Genomic DNA, 18925 nt, shown 5'->3' with positions numbered 1-18925 from the left:
GTCTCGACCTAATGGTTGTCCGGCGGTGTCCTACTCTCCCACACCCTCCCGGGTGCAGTACCATCGGCGCTGTGGGTCTTAGCTTCCGGGTTCGGAATGGGACCGGGCGTTTCCCCCACGCTATGACCGCCGTAACCTTGTTACCCGTCCCCCCTGTGTGGGGGTGGGAAGTGTGTGTGGTTACAACTGTGGTGCTTGTTTAGTTGTGTTGTTGTGTTGTTGTTCCCGGGTTGTTGGTTGGGAACCACATAGTGGACGCGTGCAGTGTGTTGTGTGTGGTGTAAGTTGTTGGCCTATTAGTACCGGTCAGCTTCACGAGTCTTTAGTCCTCGCTTCCACATCCGGCCTATCAACCCAGTGGTCTGGCTGGGGGCCTCTCACACATAATGTGTTTGGAAATCTCATCTTGAAGCGAGCTTCCCGCTTAGATGCTTTCAGCGGTTATCCCATCCGAACGTAGCTAATCAGCGGTGCACTTGGCAGTACAACTGACACACCAGAGGTTCGTCCGTCCCGGTCCTCTCGTACTAAGGACAGCCCTTCTCAAATTTCCTGCGCGCGCAGCGGATAGGGACCGAACTGTCTCACGACGTTCTAAACCCAGCTCGCGTACCGCTTTAATGGGCGAACAGCCCAACCCTTGGGACCTACTCCAGCCCCAGGATGCGACGAGCCGACATCGAGGTGCCAAACCATGCCGTCGATATGGACTCTTGGGCAAGATCAGCCTGTTATCCCCGAGGTACCTTTTATCCGTTGAGCGACGGCCATTCCACAATGTACCGCCGGATCACTAGTCCCGACTTTCGTCCCTGCTTGAGATGTCTCTCTCACAGTCAAGCTCCCTTGTGCACTTACACTCGACACCTGATTGCCAACCAGGCTGAGGGAACCTTTGGGCGCCTCCGTTACTTTTTAGGAGGCAACCGCCCCAGTTAAACTACCCATCAGGCACTGTCCCTGACCCGGATCACGGGCCGAAGTTAGATGTCCAAAGTGACCAGAGTGGTATTTCAACGATGACTCCACCCGAACTGGCGTCCGGGTTTCAACGTCTCCCACCTATCCTACACAAGCCACTCCGAACACCAATACCAAACTATAGTAAAGGTCTCGGGGTCTTTCCGTCCTGCTGCGCGTAACGAGCATCTTTACTCGTACTGCAATTTCGCCGAGTTTATGGTTGAGACAGCGGGGAAGTCGTTACTCCATTCGTGCAGGTCGGAACTTACCCGACAAGGAATTTCGCTACCTTAGGATGGTTATAGTTACCACCGCCGTTTACTGGGGCTTAAATTCCCAGCTTCGCCCGCAAAGGGGCTAACCGGTCCTCTTAACCTTCCAGCACCGGGCAGGAGTCAGTCCGTATACATCGTCTTGCGACTTCGCACGGACCTGTGTTTTTAGTAAACAGTCGCTTCCCCCTGGTCTCTGCGGCCCACACCCGCTCCACAAAGCAAGTCTGTATCACGGGGCAGGCCCCCCTTCTCCCGAAGTTACGGGGGCATTTTGCCGAGTTCCTTAACCATAATTCTCTCGATCGCCTTGGTATTCTCTACCTGATCACCTGTGTCGGTTTGGGGTACGGGCGGCTAAAACCTCGCGTCGATGCTTTTCTAGGCAGCATAGGATCACCGGATCCCCCCATGCGGGAGTCCCATCAGATCTCAGGATCGTGCTCGAAACACACAGGAACGGATTTGCCTATCCCTGACCCTACATCCTTGGACCGGGGCTACCATCGCCCGGCCCGGCTACCTTCCTGCGTCACACCTGTTAATACGCTTGCCTCCCGGGATCAGGTCCCAGCACCAGCCCAACCATCACACCACAAGTGGCGCAACAAGAAAGACCGGCGGTGGTTAGTATCCCCCGTTCAACATGGGCGGTTTTTCGCCGGTACGGGAATATCAACCCGTTGTCCATCGACTACGCCTGTCGGCCTCGCCTTAGGTCCCGACTTACCCAGGGCAGATTAGCTTGACCCTGGAACCCTTGATCATTCGGCGGACGGGTTTCTCACCCGTCTTTCGCTACTCATGCCTGCATTCTCACTCGTGTAGGCTCCACCGCTGGTTTACACCGCGACTTCACCGCCCACACGACGCTCCCCTACCCATCCACACCCCTGAACCACGAAGGCTAGGGTAATGCGTGAATGCCACAACTTCGGCGGTGTACTTGAGCCCCGCTACATTGTCGGCGCGGAATCACTTGACCAGTGAGCTATTACGCACTCTTTCAAGGATGGCTGCTTCTAAGCCAACCTCCTGGTTGTCTAAGCAACTCCACATCCTTTCCCACTTAGCACACGCTTAGGGGCCTTAGTTGGTGGTCTGGGCTGTTTCCCTCTCGACTATGAAGCTTATCCCCCACAGTCTCACTGCTGCGCTCTGACTTACCGGCATTCGGAGTTTGGCTGACGTCAGTAACCTTGTAGGGCCCATCGGCCATCCAGTAGCTCTACCTCCGGCAAGAAACACGCAACGCTGCACCTAAATGCATTTCGGGGAGAACCAGCTATCACGGAGTTTGATTGGCCTTTCACCCCTACCCACAGCTCATCCCCTCCATTTTCAACTGAAGTGGGTTCGGTCCTCCACGACGTCTTACCGTCGCTTCAACCTGGCCATGGGTAGATCACTCCGCTTCGGGTCTAGATCACGCCACTGAACACGCCCTGTTCAGACTCGCTTTCGCTACGGCTTCCCCACACGGGTTAACCTCGCGACGTAACACTAACTCGCAGGCTCATTCTTCAAAAGGCACGCCATCACACCCATACAACCCCGAAGGGCTGCAGATGCTCTGACGGATTGTAAGCACACGGTTTCAGGTACTGTTTCACTCCCCTCCCGGGGTACTTTTCACCTTTCCCTCACGGTACTGGTCCGCTATCGGTCATTAGGAAGTATTTAGGCTTATCAGGTGGTCCTGACAGATTCACACGGGATTTCTCGGGCCCCGTGCTACTTGGGATCCTCTCCAAAGGCGGTGCCACACATTACGGTTACGGGACTCACACCCTCTCTGGCCGGCCTTTCAAGACCGTTCACCTATACGCGCACCCACACCCCACCGGTCCGGCAGAACCAGCACGGAAAGTCCCACAACCCCGCCCACGCAACGCCCGCCGGCTATCACACATGGAACGGTTTAGCCTCATCCGCGTTCGCTCGCCACTACTAACGGAATCACTCTTGTTTTCTCTTCCTGCGGGTACTGAGATGTTTCACTTCCCCGCGTTCCCCCCACGCACCCTATGAATTCAGGCACGGGTCACACAATCACCTTGCAGCGTTGTGCGGGGTTTCCCCATTCGGACATCCTGGGATCACCGCTCGGTTATCAACTCCCCCAGGCTTATCGCAGATTCCTACGTCCTTCTTCGGCTCCTAATGCCAAGGCATCCACCGTGCGCCCTTAAAAACTTGACCACACAAAACCACAACCCAAACAGGCCGCGGCTGATGCACTCAATCAATTCGAGAGAACCACGACCACAAAAGGGCCAGGTTCATTCATCAAAGAAATTGCTAGAACACACAACCCACACCCCCAAAAAGAGTGCAGGACCATGTGTCCAGATGCTCGCGTCCACTATGTAGTTCTCAAACAACAACCCCGTCAACCACACCCACCCCACACAAACACGAGGGGGTGCCGGCCGCAGGAACAACAAGAAACACCAAGGATTCCCTGCATTGCTGCAAAAAGGCCCTGTTGCCTCAGGACCCAACAGTGCGCCAAACACAACCCGGCAACCAACACCCCGGACCGCTTTCCCAACAACCCCCCCCACACACAAAAGTGCGAAAAGAGGGCCGCCGTACTCACGCCAGGACACCACCACCAACAGGCCATGCCAAAAAACTTGATTTGCTGATATTCCACCCATGAGCACCCACCGCAGAACAGACGCCTGCGCAATGGGCAACACTGACAACCCCGGAACCCGCCCATGCAGGCAGACCCGGACGCCGTTAGCAGCTCCTTAGAAAGGAGGTGATCCAGCCGCACCTTCCGGTACGGCTACCTTGTTACGACTTAGTCCCAATCGCCGGTCCCACCTTCGACGGCTCCCCCCACAAGGGTTAGGCCACCGGCTTCGGGTGTTACCAACTTTCGTGACTTGACGGGCGGTGTGTACAAGGCCCGGGAACGTATTCACCGCAGCGTTGCTGATCTGCGATTACTAGCGACTCCGACTTCATGGGGTCGAGTTGCAGACCCCAATCCGAACTGAGACCGGCTTTTTGGGATTAGCTCCACCTCACAGTATCGCAACCCTTTGTACCGGCCATTGTAGCATGCGTGAAGCCCAAGACATAAGGGGCATGATGATTTGACGTCGTCCCCACCTTCCTCCGAGTTGACCCCGGCAGTCTCCTATGAGTCCCCGGCCGAACCGCTGGCAACATAGAACGAGGGTTGCGCTCGTTGCGGGACTTAACCCAACATCTCACGACACGAGCTGACGACAACCATGCACCACCTGTAAACCGGCCGCAAGCGGGGCACCTGTTTCCAGGTCTTTCCGGTCCATGTCAAGCCTTGGTAAGGTTCTTCGCGTTGCATCGAATTAATCCGCATGCTCCGCCGCTTGTGCGGGCCCCCGTCAATTCCTTTGAGTTTTAGCCTTGCGGCCGTACTCCCCAGGCGGGGCACTTAATGCGTTAGCTACGGCGCGGAAAACGTGGAATGTCCCCCACACCTAGTGCCCAACGTTTACGGCATGGACTACCAGGGTATCTAATCCTGTTCGCTCCCCATGCTTTCGCTCCTCAGCGTCAGTTACAGCCCAGAGACCTGCCTTCGCCATCGGTGTTCCTCCTGATATCTGCGCATTTCACCGCTACACCAGGAATTCCAGTCTCCCCTACTGCACTCTAGTCTGCCCGTACCCACTGCAGAACCGGAGTTGAGCCCCGGTCTTTCACAGCAGACGCGACAAACCGCCTACGAGCTCTTTACGCCCAATAATTCCGGATAACGCTTGCGCCCTACGTATTACCGCGGCTGCTGGCACGTAGTTAGCCGGCGCTTCTTCTGCAAGTACCGTCACCCCCAAAGAGGGCTTCTTCCCTACTGAAAGAGGTTTACAACCCGAAGGCCGTCATCCCTCACGCGGCGTCGCTGCATCAGGCTTTCGCCCATTGTGCAATATTCCCCACTGCTGCCTCCCGTAGGAGTCTGGGCCGTGTCTCAGTCCCAGTGTGGCCGGTCACCCTCTCAGGCCGGCTACCCGTCGTCGCCTTGGTAGGCCATTACCCCACCAACAAGCTGATAGGCCGCGAGTCCATCCAAAACCACAAAAAGCTTTCCACCCCCCACCATGCGATGAGGAGTCATATCCGGTATTAGACCCAGTTTCCCAGGCTTATCCCAGAGTCAAGGGCAGGTTACTCACGTGTTACTCACCCGTTCGCCACTAATCCCCGGCGCAAGCACCGGATCATCGTTCGACTTGCATGTGTTAAGCACGCCGCCAGCGTTCATCCTGAGCCAGGATCAAACTCTCCGTTCAAAAACAAAAAACGAAACACAACCACCCCCACCGGAAATCACGGCAAGAAGCAGCTGCAAATCTGAAACCAGCTGAAAACCAAACCACCACACACGGGGGTGCGCAATGGCCCGGCAAAAATTCAACCAATCAAAAAACAATCGGTATCAACAAACTTGGCACACTATTGAGTTCTCAAACAACAGACCCTCCAAAACATCACCCCGAAGCCACACCACACACAGCAGCGGAACCCAACCAGGGCCATTGGAAAAGAAGAGTTATTTTTGACCGCCTGCCCGAACCGTACACACCTTCCGGCTTTCCGTTTCGCTCCCGGCGACTCAGAAAACAATACACGCCCCCAACCCCCAACGCAAATCCACCCCCAAACAGCCAAACGAGGGCTGAAATCACCCCCTGGTACTACGGGCTGTCGCGGCCATTTGGCTCTGCGGGATGGCGCGCAGCGATGTTCCCGTTGCCGGCAGACCAACTGGCGAGGAAGTCGAGTTGGTCCTGGGCGTGGCTGCCCGGCTCGGCTGAGTAGGCGATCAGTATCAGCCCTTCGCCAGGGAGTTCCAGCGCGTCTCCGGTAAGTTCAATCTCTCCGACGAGGGGGTTGCGCATGGTCTTGCGGGCGGTACGGTGAAAGCGGACATTATGGCGCGCCCACCGGGTGGAGAATTCAGTGCTGCCCGCAGCCAGGTCGCCGATAAGGCTGTTGAGCGCGCGGTCGCGGGGGTTCCTGCCGGATTCGGCGCGCATGGCCGACGCAAAGTCATCGGCGAGAGTATCCCAGTCCACAAAGAAGTCCTTGGACCGCGGGTCCAGGAACATGAACCGTGCAAGGTTCACAGGAAGCATCCCGGGGCTGAGGATCCCGGTGTAGAGGGCGAAGCATAGGTTGTTGGCAGCGAGCACGTCGGTGCGGGCGTTCCGGACGTAAGCCGGTGTCCCGGTCATTCCGGCGAGGACTCTTTCGATGCTGGGGCGAACCTCCGCCCGTGCCCGCCGTGGTCCGGACGCGCGGTCTGGCGCGGCGGCCTTGGCCAGATCGAACAGGTGGGCGCGTTCTGCCTCGTCGAGCTGTAGTGCCCGGGCGAGGGAGTCAAGAACGGAGTCCGACACTCCCCGGAGGTTGCCGCGTTCGAGCCGGGCGTAGTACTCGGTACTGACGCCGGTGAGCATGGCGACTTCCTCGCGTTTGAGCCCGGAAACCCTTCGGGTTCCTCCATAGTCGGGCAGCCCTGCCTGGGTCGGGGTGATGCGGGACCTGCGGCTCATAAGGAACTCGCGGACGTCGTTGGTGGTGTCCATGGCTTCTAGGCTACGGCGGGGCGTGATGGTCTAACAGGAACTGCCAGTACACCGCACAACAGACACTCCCGCGCGAATGAGGGGGCTGGTTTTCTTGAATCAGACCGTCCCCCCTCATCGAAAGGACACCATGTCCGTGTCTACCGACAACCGCCCGGCAGTGGATGCCCGGCCCAGGGCCTCCCTGGCCGTGGCGATGCTCGGGTTCTTCGTTGTCGCCCTAGATGCCCAAATCGTCAACGTCGCACTGCCCGCGATTCGCAACGACCTCGGCGGGGGCCTGTCAGGTCTGCAATGGGTCGTGACCGGTTACACCCTGATGTTTTCCGCCCTCCAACTGTTCGCCGGAACATTCTCTGACAGGGCCGGCGCGCGACGCGCCTACGGGATAGGCATGATCGTCTTCGTGGTTGCTTCCGCTGCCTGCGCGTCAAGCCCTTCGCTCCCGGTACTTGTCGGAGCCCGCATTCTGCAGGGCATTGGCGGGGCGATGATCACCCCGGCGTCCCTGGCCCTGATCCGGGAAGCACACCACGACGCCGCAGCCCGCGGCCGCGCCATCGTGTACTGGGGGCTGGGCGGTTCCGTGGCCGCTGCAGCAGGTCCGGTACTGGGCGGGATACTCACGCAGCTCGACTGGCGGCTGATCTTCTTCGTCAACCTGCCCGTCGGAGCCGTCGCCCTGGGAGCCCTCTCGCGCGTCGCAGTATCGCCCCGCCGGCCGGCACCCTTCGACTGGGCCGGACAGATCAGTGCCGTCGTCGGGCTCGCAGCCGTGACCTATGGCATCATCGAAGGCGCCGAGTCCGGGTATGGAAGTACTGCCATTGTTCTCATGTTCGCCCTCGCCGTCGTGTCCCTTGCCGTTTTCGTCATCGCGCAGACCCGGGGGCAGCATCCGATGATTCCGCTGGACCTGTTCCGCCCCCGCGCCGTGTCCACCGCACTGATCATCGCGGTGGTCACGATGGCCGGTTTCTACGGACTCGTGTTCGTTCAAAGCCTCTACTTCCAGCAGGAACGCGGGGCGTCCGCCCTGGAAACCGGGCTGCTGTTCCTCCCGATGACGGCCCTTGTCGCCATCCTGAACCCTTGGGTTGGCCGTCTCATGACCAGGTACGGGCATGTGGCCATGATCGCCGCCGGCCAAGTGATCATGGCCGCAGGCCTGATCGGACTGTGCCTGCTGCCAGCGGACGCTCCGGTGCTGCTGGTAGCAGCGCTCATGGTCCCGGTCGGGGTCGGCGGGTCCTTCACCGTCCCGTCCATCATTTCCCAGGTCATGGACAACTTCCCTGCCGAACGGGCCGGCACCGCCAGCGGAGTGGCCAACACCGCCCGGCAAGTTGGCGGCTCCCTCGGCGTGGCCATCTTCGGCGCGGTACTCGCCAGCGGCGGGTTCATCACCGGGTTGCGCGCCAGCCTCGGCGCAACCGCGGTGGTCCTCATCGTCCTCGTCACGGCATCCCTGGCATTGCAGCGGCGGCGGCACACAACCGCCTAACAGACCCAACCAGAAGGAAAGGAACAGGCATGCGCCTCGCAGTTCCCGGACCCACGACCAAGGGCCCGGCCGAAAAGTTCACCGGCAACGTATACCTCAACCCACTGCACTCAGCTGCGAGCCCCTCCCGGCTAGGGTTCGCGATGGTCCAGTTCGCCCCCGGCGCCCGGACCCACTGGCACTCCCACCCGCTGGGCCAAACACTGCACTGCACCGGCGGAACAGGACTCGTGACCACCAGGGACGGCAAAGTCATCCTCATGCGCGCCGGAGACACCGTGCATACCCCTCCCGGAGAAGAACACTGGCACGGCGCGACTTCGGAATCCCTGATGTGCCACTTGGCCCTGGTCGAACACGACGACGGCCATACGGCAACGTGGCTCGAACCCGTCAGTGACCAGGACTACCAAGCCGCACACTCCAAAACCCACCCACAACCCACAGCAGAACAACGCTAAGGAAAACCATGAAAAACGTCACCCTCAACAACGGCGTCGAAATGCCGATCCTCGGCTTCGGTGTCTTCCAGATCCCCGAAGAAGAAACCCAGGCCGCCGTCGAAGCAGCCCTCGCCACCGGCTACCGGCACCTCGACACCGCCGCGTCCTACGGCAACGAAGAAGCCGTCGGCGCCGCGATCAAAGCCAGCGGCATCAACCGCGACGAACTGTTCATCACCACCAAGCTCTGGATCCAGCACGCCCCGACCGGCAACGTCTACAACGACACCAAGGAGTCCTTCCAGAACTCCCTGAACCGGCTCGGACTGGACTACCTCGACCTCTACCTGATCCACCAGCCGCTCGGTGACTATTACAGCGAATGGCGCGCCATGCAGGACCTGAACAGGGAAGGCCTTTCCCGGGCCATCGGCGTCTCAAATTTCCACCCGGACCGACTTGTGGACCTCATCGGCCACAATGAGATCGTCCCGGCCGTGAACCAGATCGAAACCCACCCGTTCCACCAGCGTGCCTCCGACCAGGAACTCATGCGCGAACGCGGCGTGCAGATCGAATCCTGGGGGCCGTTCGCCGAAGGCAGGAACAACCTGTTTACCGACCCGGTCCTTAGCGTCATCGCCGACGAACAGGACAAGTCCGTCGCCCAGGTCGTGCTCCGTTGGCTCATCCAGCGCGACGTCGTCGTGATCCCCAAGTCAGTCCGGCCCGAGCGCATGGCCCAGAACCTTGACGTCTTCGACTTCACCCTCACCGAAGAGCAGATGAATCAAATCGCGACACTGGACACCGGCGCCAGCCTCTTCTTCGACCACCGCGACCCCGCCATGGTCAGCTGGCTTGGCAACCGCCGCTACAGCTGAGCACCGCAGGAACCACAGCCTCGGCGCCCGCCCCGTGAGCGGCCTGGGCAACGCAACACTGCACAACAACTCCCTTAGGAAGGACAACCCATGACCGCCCCGCAACAGACCAGGGCCCAACAACTCATCGGCGACTTCGCCCCCAAGCTCGTCGAACTGACAGACGACGTTCTCTTCGGCGACATCTGGGAACGGGCAGAACTCTCCCCCCGCGACCGCAGCCTCGTAACGGTGGCCAGCTTGGTCACCAACAGCAGCACTGACCAGCTCCGTGGACACCTCGCCCGCGCACGAGCCAACGGCTTGACCGAGGCTGAACTCAAAGAAGCGATCGTCCACCTGGCTTTTTACGCCGGATGGCCAAAAGCCATGTCAGCAATCACGGTTGCCAGGGAAGTTTTCGCAGGACCCTGACTGGAGGGTAGCCCGTCCGGGTGGTTAAACGTTGAAAGCCCCGTCTGTTGGCGGGGCTTTCGTGGTGTTTTGGTGGTTGATGTGGGAGACCCCCCGACCCGTGTGGGTTGGGGGGTCTCGACCTAATGGTTGTCCGGCGGTGTCCTACTCTCCCACACCCTCCCGGGTGCAGTACCATCGGCGCTGTGGGTCTTAGCTTCCGGGTTCGGAATGGGACCGGGCGTTTCCCCCACGCTATGACCGCCGTAACCTTGTTACCCGTCCCCCCTGTGTGGGGGTGGGAAGTGTGTGTGGTTACAACTGTGGTGCTTGTTTAGTTGTGTTGTTGTGTTGTTGTTCCCGGGTTGTTGGTTGGGAACCACATAGTGGACGCGTGCAGTGTGTTGTGTGTGGTGTAAGTTGTTGGCCTATTAGTACCGGTCAGCTTCACGAGTCTTTAGTCCTCGCTTCCACATCCGGCCTATCAACCCAGTGGTCTGGCTGGGGGCCTCTCACACATAATGTGTTTGGAAATCTCATCTTGAAGCGAGCTTCCCGCTTAGATGCTTTCAGCGGTTATCCCATCCGAACGTAGCTAATCAGCGGTGCACTTGGCAGTACAACTGACACACCAGAGGTTCGTCCGTCCCGGTCCTCTCGTACTAAGGACAGCCCTTCTCAAATTTCCTGCGCGCGCAGCGGATAGGGACCGAACTGTCTCACGACGTTCTAAACCCAGCTCGCGTACCGCTTTAATGGGCGAACAGCCCAACCCTTGGGACCTACTCCAGCCCCAGGATGCGACGAGCCGACATCGAGGTGCCAAACCATGCCGTCGATATGGACTCTTGGGCAAGATCAGCCTGTTATCCCCGAGGTACCTTTTATCCGTTGAGCGACGGCCATTCCACAATGTACCGCCGGATCACTAGTCCCGACTTTCGTCCCTGCTTGAGATGTCTCTCTCACAGTCAAGCTCCCTTGTGCACTTACACTCGACACCTGATTGCCAACCAGGCTGAGGGAACCTTTGGGCGCCTCCGTTACTTTTTAGGAGGCAACCGCCCCAGTTAAACTACCCATCAGGCACTGTCCCTGACCCGGATCACGGGCCGAAGTTAGATGTCCAAAGTGACCAGAGTGGTATTTCAACGATGACTCCACCCGAACTGGCGTCCGGGTTTCAACGTCTCCCACCTATCCTACACAAGCCACTCCGAACACCAATACCAAACTATAGTAAAGGTCTCGGGGTCTTTCCGTCCTGCTGCGCGTAACGAGCATCTTTACTCGTACTGCAATTTCGCCGAGTTTATGGTTGAGACAGCGGGGAAGTCGTTACTCCATTCGTGCAGGTCGGAACTTACCCGACAAGGAATTTCGCTACCTTAGGATGGTTATAGTTACCACCGCCGTTTACTGGGGCTTAAATTCCCAGCTTCGCCCGCAAAGGGGCTAACCGGTCCTCTTAACCTTCCAGCACCGGGCAGGAGTCAGTCCGTATACATCGTCTTGCGACTTCGCACGGACCTGTGTTTTTAGTAAACAGTCGCTTCCCCCTGGTCTCTGCGGCCCACACCCGCTCCACAAAGCAAGTCTGTATCACGGGGCAGGCCCCCCTTCTCCCGAAGTTACGGGGGCATTTTGCCGAGTTCCTTAACCATAATTCTCTCGATCGCCTTGGTATTCTCTACCTGATCACCTGTGTCGGTTTGGGGTACGGGCGGCTAAAACCTCGCGTCGATGCTTTTCTAGGCAGCATAGGATCACCGGATCCCCCCATGCGGGAGTCCCATCAGATCTCAGGATCGTGCTCGAAACACACAGGAACGGATTTGCCTATCCCTGACCCTACATCCTTGGACCGGGGCTACCATCGCCCGGCCCGGCTACCTTCCTGCGTCACACCTGTTAATACGCTTGCCTCCCGGGATCAGGTCCCAGCACCAGCCCAACCATCACACCACAAGTGGCGCAACAAGAAAGACCGGCGGTGGTTAGTATCCCCCGTTCAACATGGGCGGTTTTTCGCCGGTACGGGAATATCAACCCGTTGTCCATCGACTACGCCTGTCGGCCTCGCCTTAGGTCCCGACTTACCCAGGGCAGATTAGCTTGACCCTGGAACCCTTGATCATTCGGCGGACGGGTTTCTCACCCGTCTTTCGCTACTCATGCCTGCATTCTCACTCGTGTAGGCTCCACCGCTGGTTTACACCGCGACTTCACCGCCCACACGACGCTCCCCTACCCATCCACACCCCTGAACCACGAAGGCTAGGGTAATGCGTGAATGCCACAACTTCGGCGGTGTACTTGAGCCCCGCTACATTGTCGGCGCGGAATCACTTGACCAGTGAGCTATTACGCACTCTTTCAAGGATGGCTGCTTCTAAGCCAACCTCCTGGTTGTCTAAGCAACTCCACATCCTTTCCCACTTAGCACACGCTTAGGGGCCTTAGTTGGTGGTCTGGGCTGTTTCCCTCTCGACTATGAAGCTTATCCCCCACAGTCTCACTGCTGCGCTCTGACTTACCGGCATTCGGAGTTTGGCTGACGTCAGTAACCTTGTAGGGCCCATCGGCCATCCAGTAGCTCTACCTCCGGCAAGAAACACGCAACGCTGCACCTAAATGCATTTCGGGGAGAACCAGCTATCACGGAGTTTGATTGGCCTTTCACCCCTACCCACAGCTCATCCCCTCCATTTTCAACTGAAGTGGGTTCGGTCCTCCACGACGTCTTACCGTCGCTTCAACCTGGCCATGGGTAGATCACTCCGCTTCGGGTCTAGATCACGCCACTGAACACGCCCTGTTCAGACTCGCTTTCGCTACGGCTTCCCCACACGGGTTAACCTCGCGACGTAACACTAACTCGCAGGCTCATTCTTCAAAAGGCACGCCATCACACCCATACAACCCCGAAGGGCTGCAGATGCTCTGACGGATTGTAAGCACACGGTTTCAGGTACTGTTTCACTCCCCTCCCGGGGTACTTTTCACCTTTCCCTCACGGTACTGGTCCGCTATCGGTCATTAGGAAGTATTTAGGCTTATCAGGTGGTCCTGACAGATTCACACGGGATTTCTCGGGCCCCGTGCTACTTGGGATCCTCTCCAAAGGCGGTGCCACACATTACGGTTACGGGACTCACACCCTCTCTGGCCGGCCTTTCAAGACCGTTCACCTATACGCGCACCCACACCCCACCGGTCCGGCAGAACCAGCACGGAAAGTCCCACAACCCCGCCCACGCAACGCCCGCCGGCTATCACACATGGAACGGTTTAGCCTCATCCGCGTTCGCTCGCCACTACTAACGGAATCACTCTTGTTTTCTCTTCCTGCGGGTACTGAGATGTTTCACTTCCCCGCGTTCCCCCCACGCACCCTATGAATTCAGGCACGGGTCACACAATCACCTTGCAGCGTTGTGCGGGGTTTCCCCATTCGGACATCCTGGGATCACCGCTCGGTTATCAACTCCCCCAGGCTTATCGCAGATTCCTACGTCCTTCTTCGGCTCCTAATGCCAAGGCATCCACCGTGCGCCCTTAAAAACTTGACCACACAAAACCACAACCCAAACAGGCCGCGGCTGATGCACTCAATCAATTCGAGAGAACCACGACCACAAAAGGGCCAGGTTCATTCATCAAAGAAATTGCTAGAACACACAACCCACACCCCCAAAAAGAGTGCAGGACCATGTGTCCAGATGCTCGCGTCCACTATGTAGTTCTCAAACAACAACCCCGTCAACCACACCCACCCCACACAAACACGAGGGGGTGCCGGCCGCAGGAACAACAAGAAACACCAAGGATTCCCTGCATTGCTGCAAAAAGGCCCTGTTGCCTCAGGACCCAACAGTGCGCCAAACACAACCCGGCAACCAACACCCCGGACCGCTTTCCCAACAACCCCCCCCACACACAAAAGTGCGAAAAGAGGGCCGCCGTACTCACGCCAGGACACCACCACCAACAGGCCATGCCAAAAAACTTGATTTGCTGATATTCCACCCATGAGCACCCACCGCAGAACAGACGCCTGCGCAATGGGCAACACTGACAACCCCGGAACCCGCCCATGCAGGCAGACCCGGACGCCGTTAGCAGCTCCTTAGAAAGGAGGTGATCCAGCCGCACCTTCCGGTACGGCTACCTTGTTACGACTTAGTCCCAATCGCCGGTCCCACCTTCGACGGCTCCCCCCACAAGGGTTAGGCCACCGGCTTCGGGTGTTACCAACTTTCGTGACTTGACGGGCGGTGTGTACAAGGCCCGGGAACGTATTCACCGCAGCGTTGCTGATCTGCGATTACTAGCGACTCCGACTTCATGGGGTCGAGTTGCAGACCCCAATCCGAACTGAGACCGGCTTTTTGGGATTAGCTCCACCTCACAGTATCGCAACCCTTTGTACCGGCCATTGTAGCATGCGTGAAGCCCAAGACATAAGGGGCATGATGATTTGACGTCGTCCCCACCTTCCTCCGAGTTGACCCCGGCAGTCTCCTATGAGTCCCCGGCCGAACCGCTGGCAACATAGAACGAGGGTTGCGCTCGTTGCGGGACTTAACCCAACATCTCACGACACGAGCTGACGACAACCATGCACCACCTGTAAACCGGCCGCAAGCGGGGCACCTGTTTCCAGGTCTTTCCGGTCCATGTCAAGCCTTGGTAAGGTTCTTCGCGTTGCATCGAATTAATCCGCATGCTCCGCCGCTTGTGCGGGCCCCCGTCAATTCCTTTGAGTTTTAGCCTTGCGGCCGTACTCCCCAGGCGGGGCACTTAATGCGTTAGCTACGGCGCGGAAAACGTGGAATGTCCCCCACACCTAGTGCCCAACGTTTACGGCATGGACTACCAGGGTATCTAATCCTGTTCGCTCCCCATGCTTTCGCTCCTCAGCGTCAGTTACAGCCCAGAGACCTGCCTTCGCCATCGGTGTTCCTCCTGATATCTGCGCATTTCACCGCTACACCAGGAATTCCAGTCTCCCCTACTGCACTCTAGTCTGCCCGTACCCACTGCAGAACCGGAGTTGAGCCCCGGTCTTTCACAGCAGACGCGACAAACCGCCTACGAGCTCTTTACGCCCAATAATTCCGGATAACGCTTGCGCCCTACGTATTACCGCGGCTGCTGGCACGTAGTTAGCCGGCGCTTCTTCTGCAAGTACCGTCACCCCCAAAGAGGGCTTCTTCCCTACTGAAAGAGGTTTACAACCCGAAGGCCGTCATCCCTCACGCGGCGTCGCTGCATCAGGCTTTCGCCCATTGTGCAATATTCCCCACTGCTGCCTCCCGTAGGAGTCTGGGCCGTGTCTCAGTCCCAGTGTGGCCGGTCACCCTCTCAGGCCGGCTACCCGTCGTCGCCTTGGTAGGCCATTACCCCACCAACAAGCTGATAGGCCGCGAGTCCATCCAAAACCACAAAAAGCTTTCCACCCCCCACCATGCGATGAGGAGTCATATCCGGTATTAGACCCAGTTTCCCAGGCTTATCCCAGAGTCAAGGGCAGGTTACTCACGTGTTACTCACCCGTTCGCCACTAATCCCCGGCGCAAGCACCGGATCATCGTTCGACTTGCATGTGTTAAGCACGCCGCCAGCGTTCATCCTGAGCCAGGATCAAACTCTCCGTTCAAAAACAAAAAACGAAACACAACCACCCCCACCGGAAATCACGGCAAGAAGCAGCTGCAAATCTGAAACCAGCTGAAAACCAAACCACCACACACGGGGGTGCGCAATGGCCCGGCAAAAATTCAACCAATCAAAAAACAATCGGTATCAACAAACTTGGCACACTATTGAGTTCTCAAACAACAGGTCACTAATCCAAAGCAGTACCACCACCAACCACAACGGCCAGCAGATCGCTCCGGAGCAACTTTTCAAACTTACCCGAACCAGCCACACAAAGCAAACCAGCCCGGAACCCCCCACCAGCACCAACAGCGCACCAAAGCACCACCGGAAGCCGGCCATTCGAAAGGGAGAAAGTCACCGTCAAACCCGCATCAGCGGCGGCAACTCGAATAACTTTACACACCCCCAACCTCCGAAATAAATTCAAGAGCCGTGAAGCCCGTCACACGAGAAAGTCCCTCGAATTATGAAATCAATGCAGCTTGGACCGCAATTGGAAAAACCGGGAACTGCACGTGGGAGCCCCAGCAGGAATTCCAGACTTTCGCATGCTGGCAAGAGTCGACGGGAAGTGATAGAGCAACGCCGGGAAACCAACGGGATGTGGCAGAGCAACGCCGGGAAGGGGGCGGGAGGTGATAGAGGAACGGGAGGGGCATGCGGAAGGCCGGCAACCTTGTCGGCTGCCGGCCTTCGCGGGACTTGATAGAAGGTCCGGGGTCAGTGGCCTCCGTGGGCTGCCGAGCCTTCGGTCCGGCGCATCATGGCACCCAGCACAACTGCGGCCAGGGCGATGACGGTGGCTACCAGGAATGCCGACTGCATACCGGCAACCAGTCCGGACGATGCAGACACCACGGCAAAGACGGACACCAGCAGCGCGGTTCCCGCAGCGCCTGATACCTGCTGCGCCGTGCTCATGATGGCCGACCCGTGGGAGTACAGGTGCGGCGGCAGCGGGTTCAGGCCCGTTGTGAACGCCGGGGTGAAGAGCAGCGCGAGGCCAAGGCTCAGCAGCACATGCAATGCGATGACCCAACCGAGCGCACTTGCCTCGTCCAGGCGGGAGAACTGCCACAGTGTCAGGACCATCAGGATGGAGCCGGACAGCGTGAGCGGCAGCGGGCCGACTTTGTCGAAGATCCGGCCAATGACGGGACCCAGCAGCCCCATGGCCAGCCCGCCCGGAAGCAGGGCCAAACCGGTTTGCATCGGTTCCAGGTGCAGGGTGTTCTGCAGGTAGAGCGGCAGCAGGATCACGCCGCCGAACAGTGCCATCATCGCCACGACCATGAGCAGCGTGGACACAGTGAACATCCGGAAGTTGAACGCACGGAGGTCCAGCAGCGGTGAATCGGAGCGCTGGAGCCGCAGTTGGCGGAACACGAACAGTGCCAGGGCGAGTACGCCCACAACCAATGCGATCACAGGGACGATTCCCGCCTCGGCGCCACCGATCTGGCTCAGGCCGTAAACCAAGCCACCGAAGGCAGGCACTGTCAGGATCACCGATGCGACATCCAGGGTGGTCTTGCCCCGCTCCCCTACGTTGGTGAGGAACTTGGCGCCGATCGCGAGGGCAGCCAACGCGACAGGCAACACGAACACGAACATGAAGCGCCACGAGAAGTGGTCAAGGATGATGCCGGAAACCGTGGGCCCCATGGCCGGGGCCACCGAGATGGCGATGCTGACGTTGCCCATCACGGCACCGCGACGGGACATCGGTACGAGCGTGAGGATGGTGGTCATCAGCAGCGGCAGCATGATGGCCGTACCGCCGGCCTGGACAATGCGCGCCAGCAACAGCACCGTGAACCCGGGAGCCAGCGCGGCCAAAAGCGTCCCGCCGCTGAACAGGCCCATTGCGAGCATGAAGGAAGCGCGGGTGCTCAACTTCTGCAGGATGAACCCGGTGGTCGGGATTACCACGGCCATTGTCAGCATGAAGCCGGTGGCCAGCCACTGAACGGTGGGTGCATTGACGTTGAGGTCGATCATGAGCCGTTGCAGGGCAACGTTCATGATGGTCTCGTTGAGGATCACCACGAACGTGGCAACCAGCAAAGTGACAATGACGGTGACCGACTCGCGGGACATCTTGCCGGACACCGGCGCCTGCGGCCTCACCGGCTCCTTGGAAGCGAGAGCGCCGGAAACAGATTCGCCGGAGGCGCCGGGCGTGACGTCGGTAGACATGAGGATCCCTCAGGTAGGAATGTGGATTCCGGCGATCGTTGCCGGTGAAGACAGCAACAGTCTAAACTCCTCCAGCATTCCCGTCAGCGGAAAATTAATGCCTCAGGAGTCCAGCGGGATGTTGTCGATCAGGCGCACGGGGCCTACCTTCGCCGCGATGATGGCAAGCCCTTCGCCGCGGAACGGCGTCTCTTTGCAGTTCTCCGCCAGCGGTTCGAGTGTGGTGGGATCGACCACATCGAAGTAGTCCAGTTCCACCAGCGGCTGGGAGTCAACAAGCGCGACGGCGGAATCCAGGTCCAGCGGTTGGTGCGCGTTGGCGCGGGACTCGATGAGGCGCAGGGCCCTGGACAGGACGAGCGCAGCTTCGCGTTCCTGGTCCGAGAGGAAACGATTGCGGCTGGACAGGGCGAGGCCGTCTTCGCTGCGGACTATAGGAACGGGCACAATCTCCACGGGGAAGTTGAGGTCGGCCACCATCCGCTTCACCAAAGCCAACTGCTGCGCGTCCTTTTGCCCGAAGTAGGCGCGGTAGGCCGCCGTCGTACCGTCTGCTGCCGGGCCGCCGGGCAGGCCGTAATGCAGCAACTTGGCGACCACCGTCAGGGCGCCGTCAAAGTGGCCTGGACGTGAAGCGCCCTCCCACTTTTCGCCCAGTGGCCCCGAGGTCACCCGCACCAGCGGCTGGCCGCCGGGGTAGACCTCGTCCACGTCCGGCGCGAAGACGAGGTCCACGCCTTCTGCATCCAGCAGCGCCATGTCCGCCTCAAGCGTCCGCGGGTAGCGGTCAAGGTCTACGGCGTCGCCGAACTGCAGGGGATTGACGAAAATAGTGGCCACCACGACGTCGTTTTCGGCAACAGCGGTCCTCGCCAAGGACGCGTGGCCCGAATGCAGCGCCCCCATGGTGGGCACCAGGCCTTGCGAGCTGCCTCCCTTCTCCGCCAGGAGACGCGCGCTCTCTTTGCGGAGTTCAGCCACAGTGGTGACGAGCTTGATGGCCATGGTG

Annotated in this window: 7 protein-coding genes and 6 rRNA genes; 4 read left to right on the top strand and 9 right to left on the bottom strand. The window is 59.0% G+C overall.

What is annotated here, in order from left to right:
• Window positions 1-17: 17 nt before the first annotated feature.
• The 4 genes from rrf (QN084_RS11485) to QN084_RS11470 form a co-directional block, all read right to left on the bottom strand.
• Window positions 18-134, bottom strand: a 5S ribosomal RNA gene (gene rrf, locus QN084_RS11485).
• Window positions 135-275: 141 nt separating this feature from the next.
• Window positions 276-3437, bottom strand: a 23S ribosomal RNA gene (locus QN084_RS11480).
• Window positions 3438-3998: 561 nt separating this feature from the next.
• Window positions 3999-5527 (bottom strand): 16S ribosomal RNA (locus QN084_RS11475).
• Together the 16S, 23S and 5S rRNA genes form the textbook arrangement of a ribosomal RNA operon.
• 405 nt (window positions 5528-5932) lie before the next feature.
• Window positions 5933-6826, bottom strand: coding sequence for a helix-turn-helix transcriptional regulator (locus QN084_RS11470; protein WP_021474818.1), 894 nt, complete (start codon window positions 6824-6826; stop codon window positions 5933-5935).
• Window positions 6827-6956: 130 nt separating this feature from the next.
• Here QN084_RS11470 and QN084_RS11465 point away from each other — a divergent pair, with 130 nt between their 5' ends.
• The 4 genes from QN084_RS11465 to QN084_RS11450 all read left to right on the top strand — a co-directional run bounded on the left by QN084_RS11465 (window position 6957) and on the right by QN084_RS11450 (window position 10071).
• Window positions 6957-8330 carry an MFS transporter gene (locus QN084_RS11465; RefSeq protein WP_069695445.1) on the top strand — a complete coding sequence of 458 codons (1374 nt, stop codon included), beginning with the start codon at window positions 6957-6959 and terminating at the stop codon, window positions 8328-8330.
• Between the two features lie 29 nt (window positions 8331-8359).
• Entirely contained in the window at window positions 8360-8791 is a 432-nt protein-coding gene (locus tag QN084_RS11460) for a (R)-mandelonitrile lyase (protein WP_021474816.1), read from the top strand.
• Window positions 8792-8799: 8 nt separating this feature from the next.
• A complete protein-coding gene (locus QN084_RS11455; RefSeq protein ID WP_069695444.1) occupies window positions 8800-9657 on the top strand; it encodes an aldo/keto reductase in 858 nt (285 codons plus the stop codon).
• A gap of 90 nt (window positions 9658-9747) precedes the next feature.
• The gene (locus QN084_RS11450) at window positions 9748-10071 is read left to right on the top strand and encodes a carboxymuconolactone decarboxylase family protein (RefSeq protein WP_128397145.1); all 324 of its coding nucleotides are present in this window, start codon (window positions 9748-9750) and stop codon (window positions 10069-10071) included.
• A 131-nt stretch (window positions 10072-10202) separates the two neighbouring features.
• Here the strand turns inward: QN084_RS11450 and rrf (QN084_RS11445) are convergent.
• From rrf (QN084_RS11445) to panC, 5 genes are all read right to left on the bottom strand, one after another.
• Window positions 10203-10319 (bottom strand): 5S ribosomal RNA (gene rrf / locus QN084_RS11445).
• Window positions 10320-10460: 141 nt separating this feature from the next.
• Window positions 10461-13622 (bottom strand): 23S ribosomal RNA (locus QN084_RS11440).
• Between the two features lie 561 nt (window positions 13623-14183).
• Window positions 14184-15712 (bottom strand): 16S ribosomal RNA (locus tag QN084_RS11435).
• Window positions 15713-16437: 725 nt separating this feature from the next.
• Window positions 16438-17916 (bottom strand): DHA2 family efflux MFS transporter permease subunit, encoded by a 1479-nt coding sequence (locus tag QN084_RS11430; RefSeq protein WP_062094552.1) that lies wholly within the window; start codon window positions 17914-17916, stop codon window positions 16438-16440.
• Window positions 17917-18018: 102 nt separating this feature from the next.
• The gene (panC, locus tag QN084_RS11425; protein ID WP_021474244.1) at window positions 18019-18921 is read right to left on the bottom strand and encodes a pantoate--beta-alanine ligase; all 903 of its coding nucleotides are present in this window, start codon (window positions 18919-18921) and stop codon (window positions 18019-18021) included.
• Window positions 18922-18925 lie beyond the last annotated feature (4 nt).

The organism is Paenarthrobacter sp. R1, assembly GCF_030264015.1.
Taxonomy (GTDB): Bacteria; Actinomycetota; Actinomycetes; order Actinomycetales; family Micrococcaceae; genus Arthrobacter; species Arthrobacter ureafaciens.
The sequence above is the reverse complement of the archived record's forward strand: the minus strand, read 5'-3'. Positions and strand labels throughout refer to the sequence as shown.

Coding starts and splice junctions, on each gene's coding strand:
- QN084_RS11450 (WP_128397145.1), top strand. CDS start 9,748: ATGACCGCCCCGCAACAGACCAGGGCCCAACAACTCATCGGCGACTTC.
- QN084_RS11470 (WP_021474818.1), bottom strand. CDS start 6,826: ATGGACACCACCAACGACGTCCGCGAGTTCCTTATGAGCCGCAGGTCC.
- panC (WP_021474244.1), bottom strand. CDS start 18,921: ATGGCCATCAAGCTCGTCACCACTGTGGCTGAACTCCGCAAAGAGAGC.
- QN084_RS11465 (WP_069695445.1), top strand. CDS start 6,957: ATGTCCGTGTCTACCGACAACCGCCCGGCAGTGGATGCCCGGCCCAGG.
- QN084_RS11455 (WP_069695444.1), top strand. CDS start 8,800: ATGAAAAACGTCACCCTCAACAACGGCGTCGAAATGCCGATCCTCGGC.
- QN084_RS11460 (WP_021474816.1), top strand. CDS start 8,360: ATGCGCCTCGCAGTTCCCGGACCCACGACCAAGGGCCCGGCCGAAAAG.
- QN084_RS11430 (WP_062094552.1), bottom strand. CDS start 17,916: ATGTCTACCGACGTCACGCCCGGCGCCTCCGGCGAATCTGTTTCCGGC.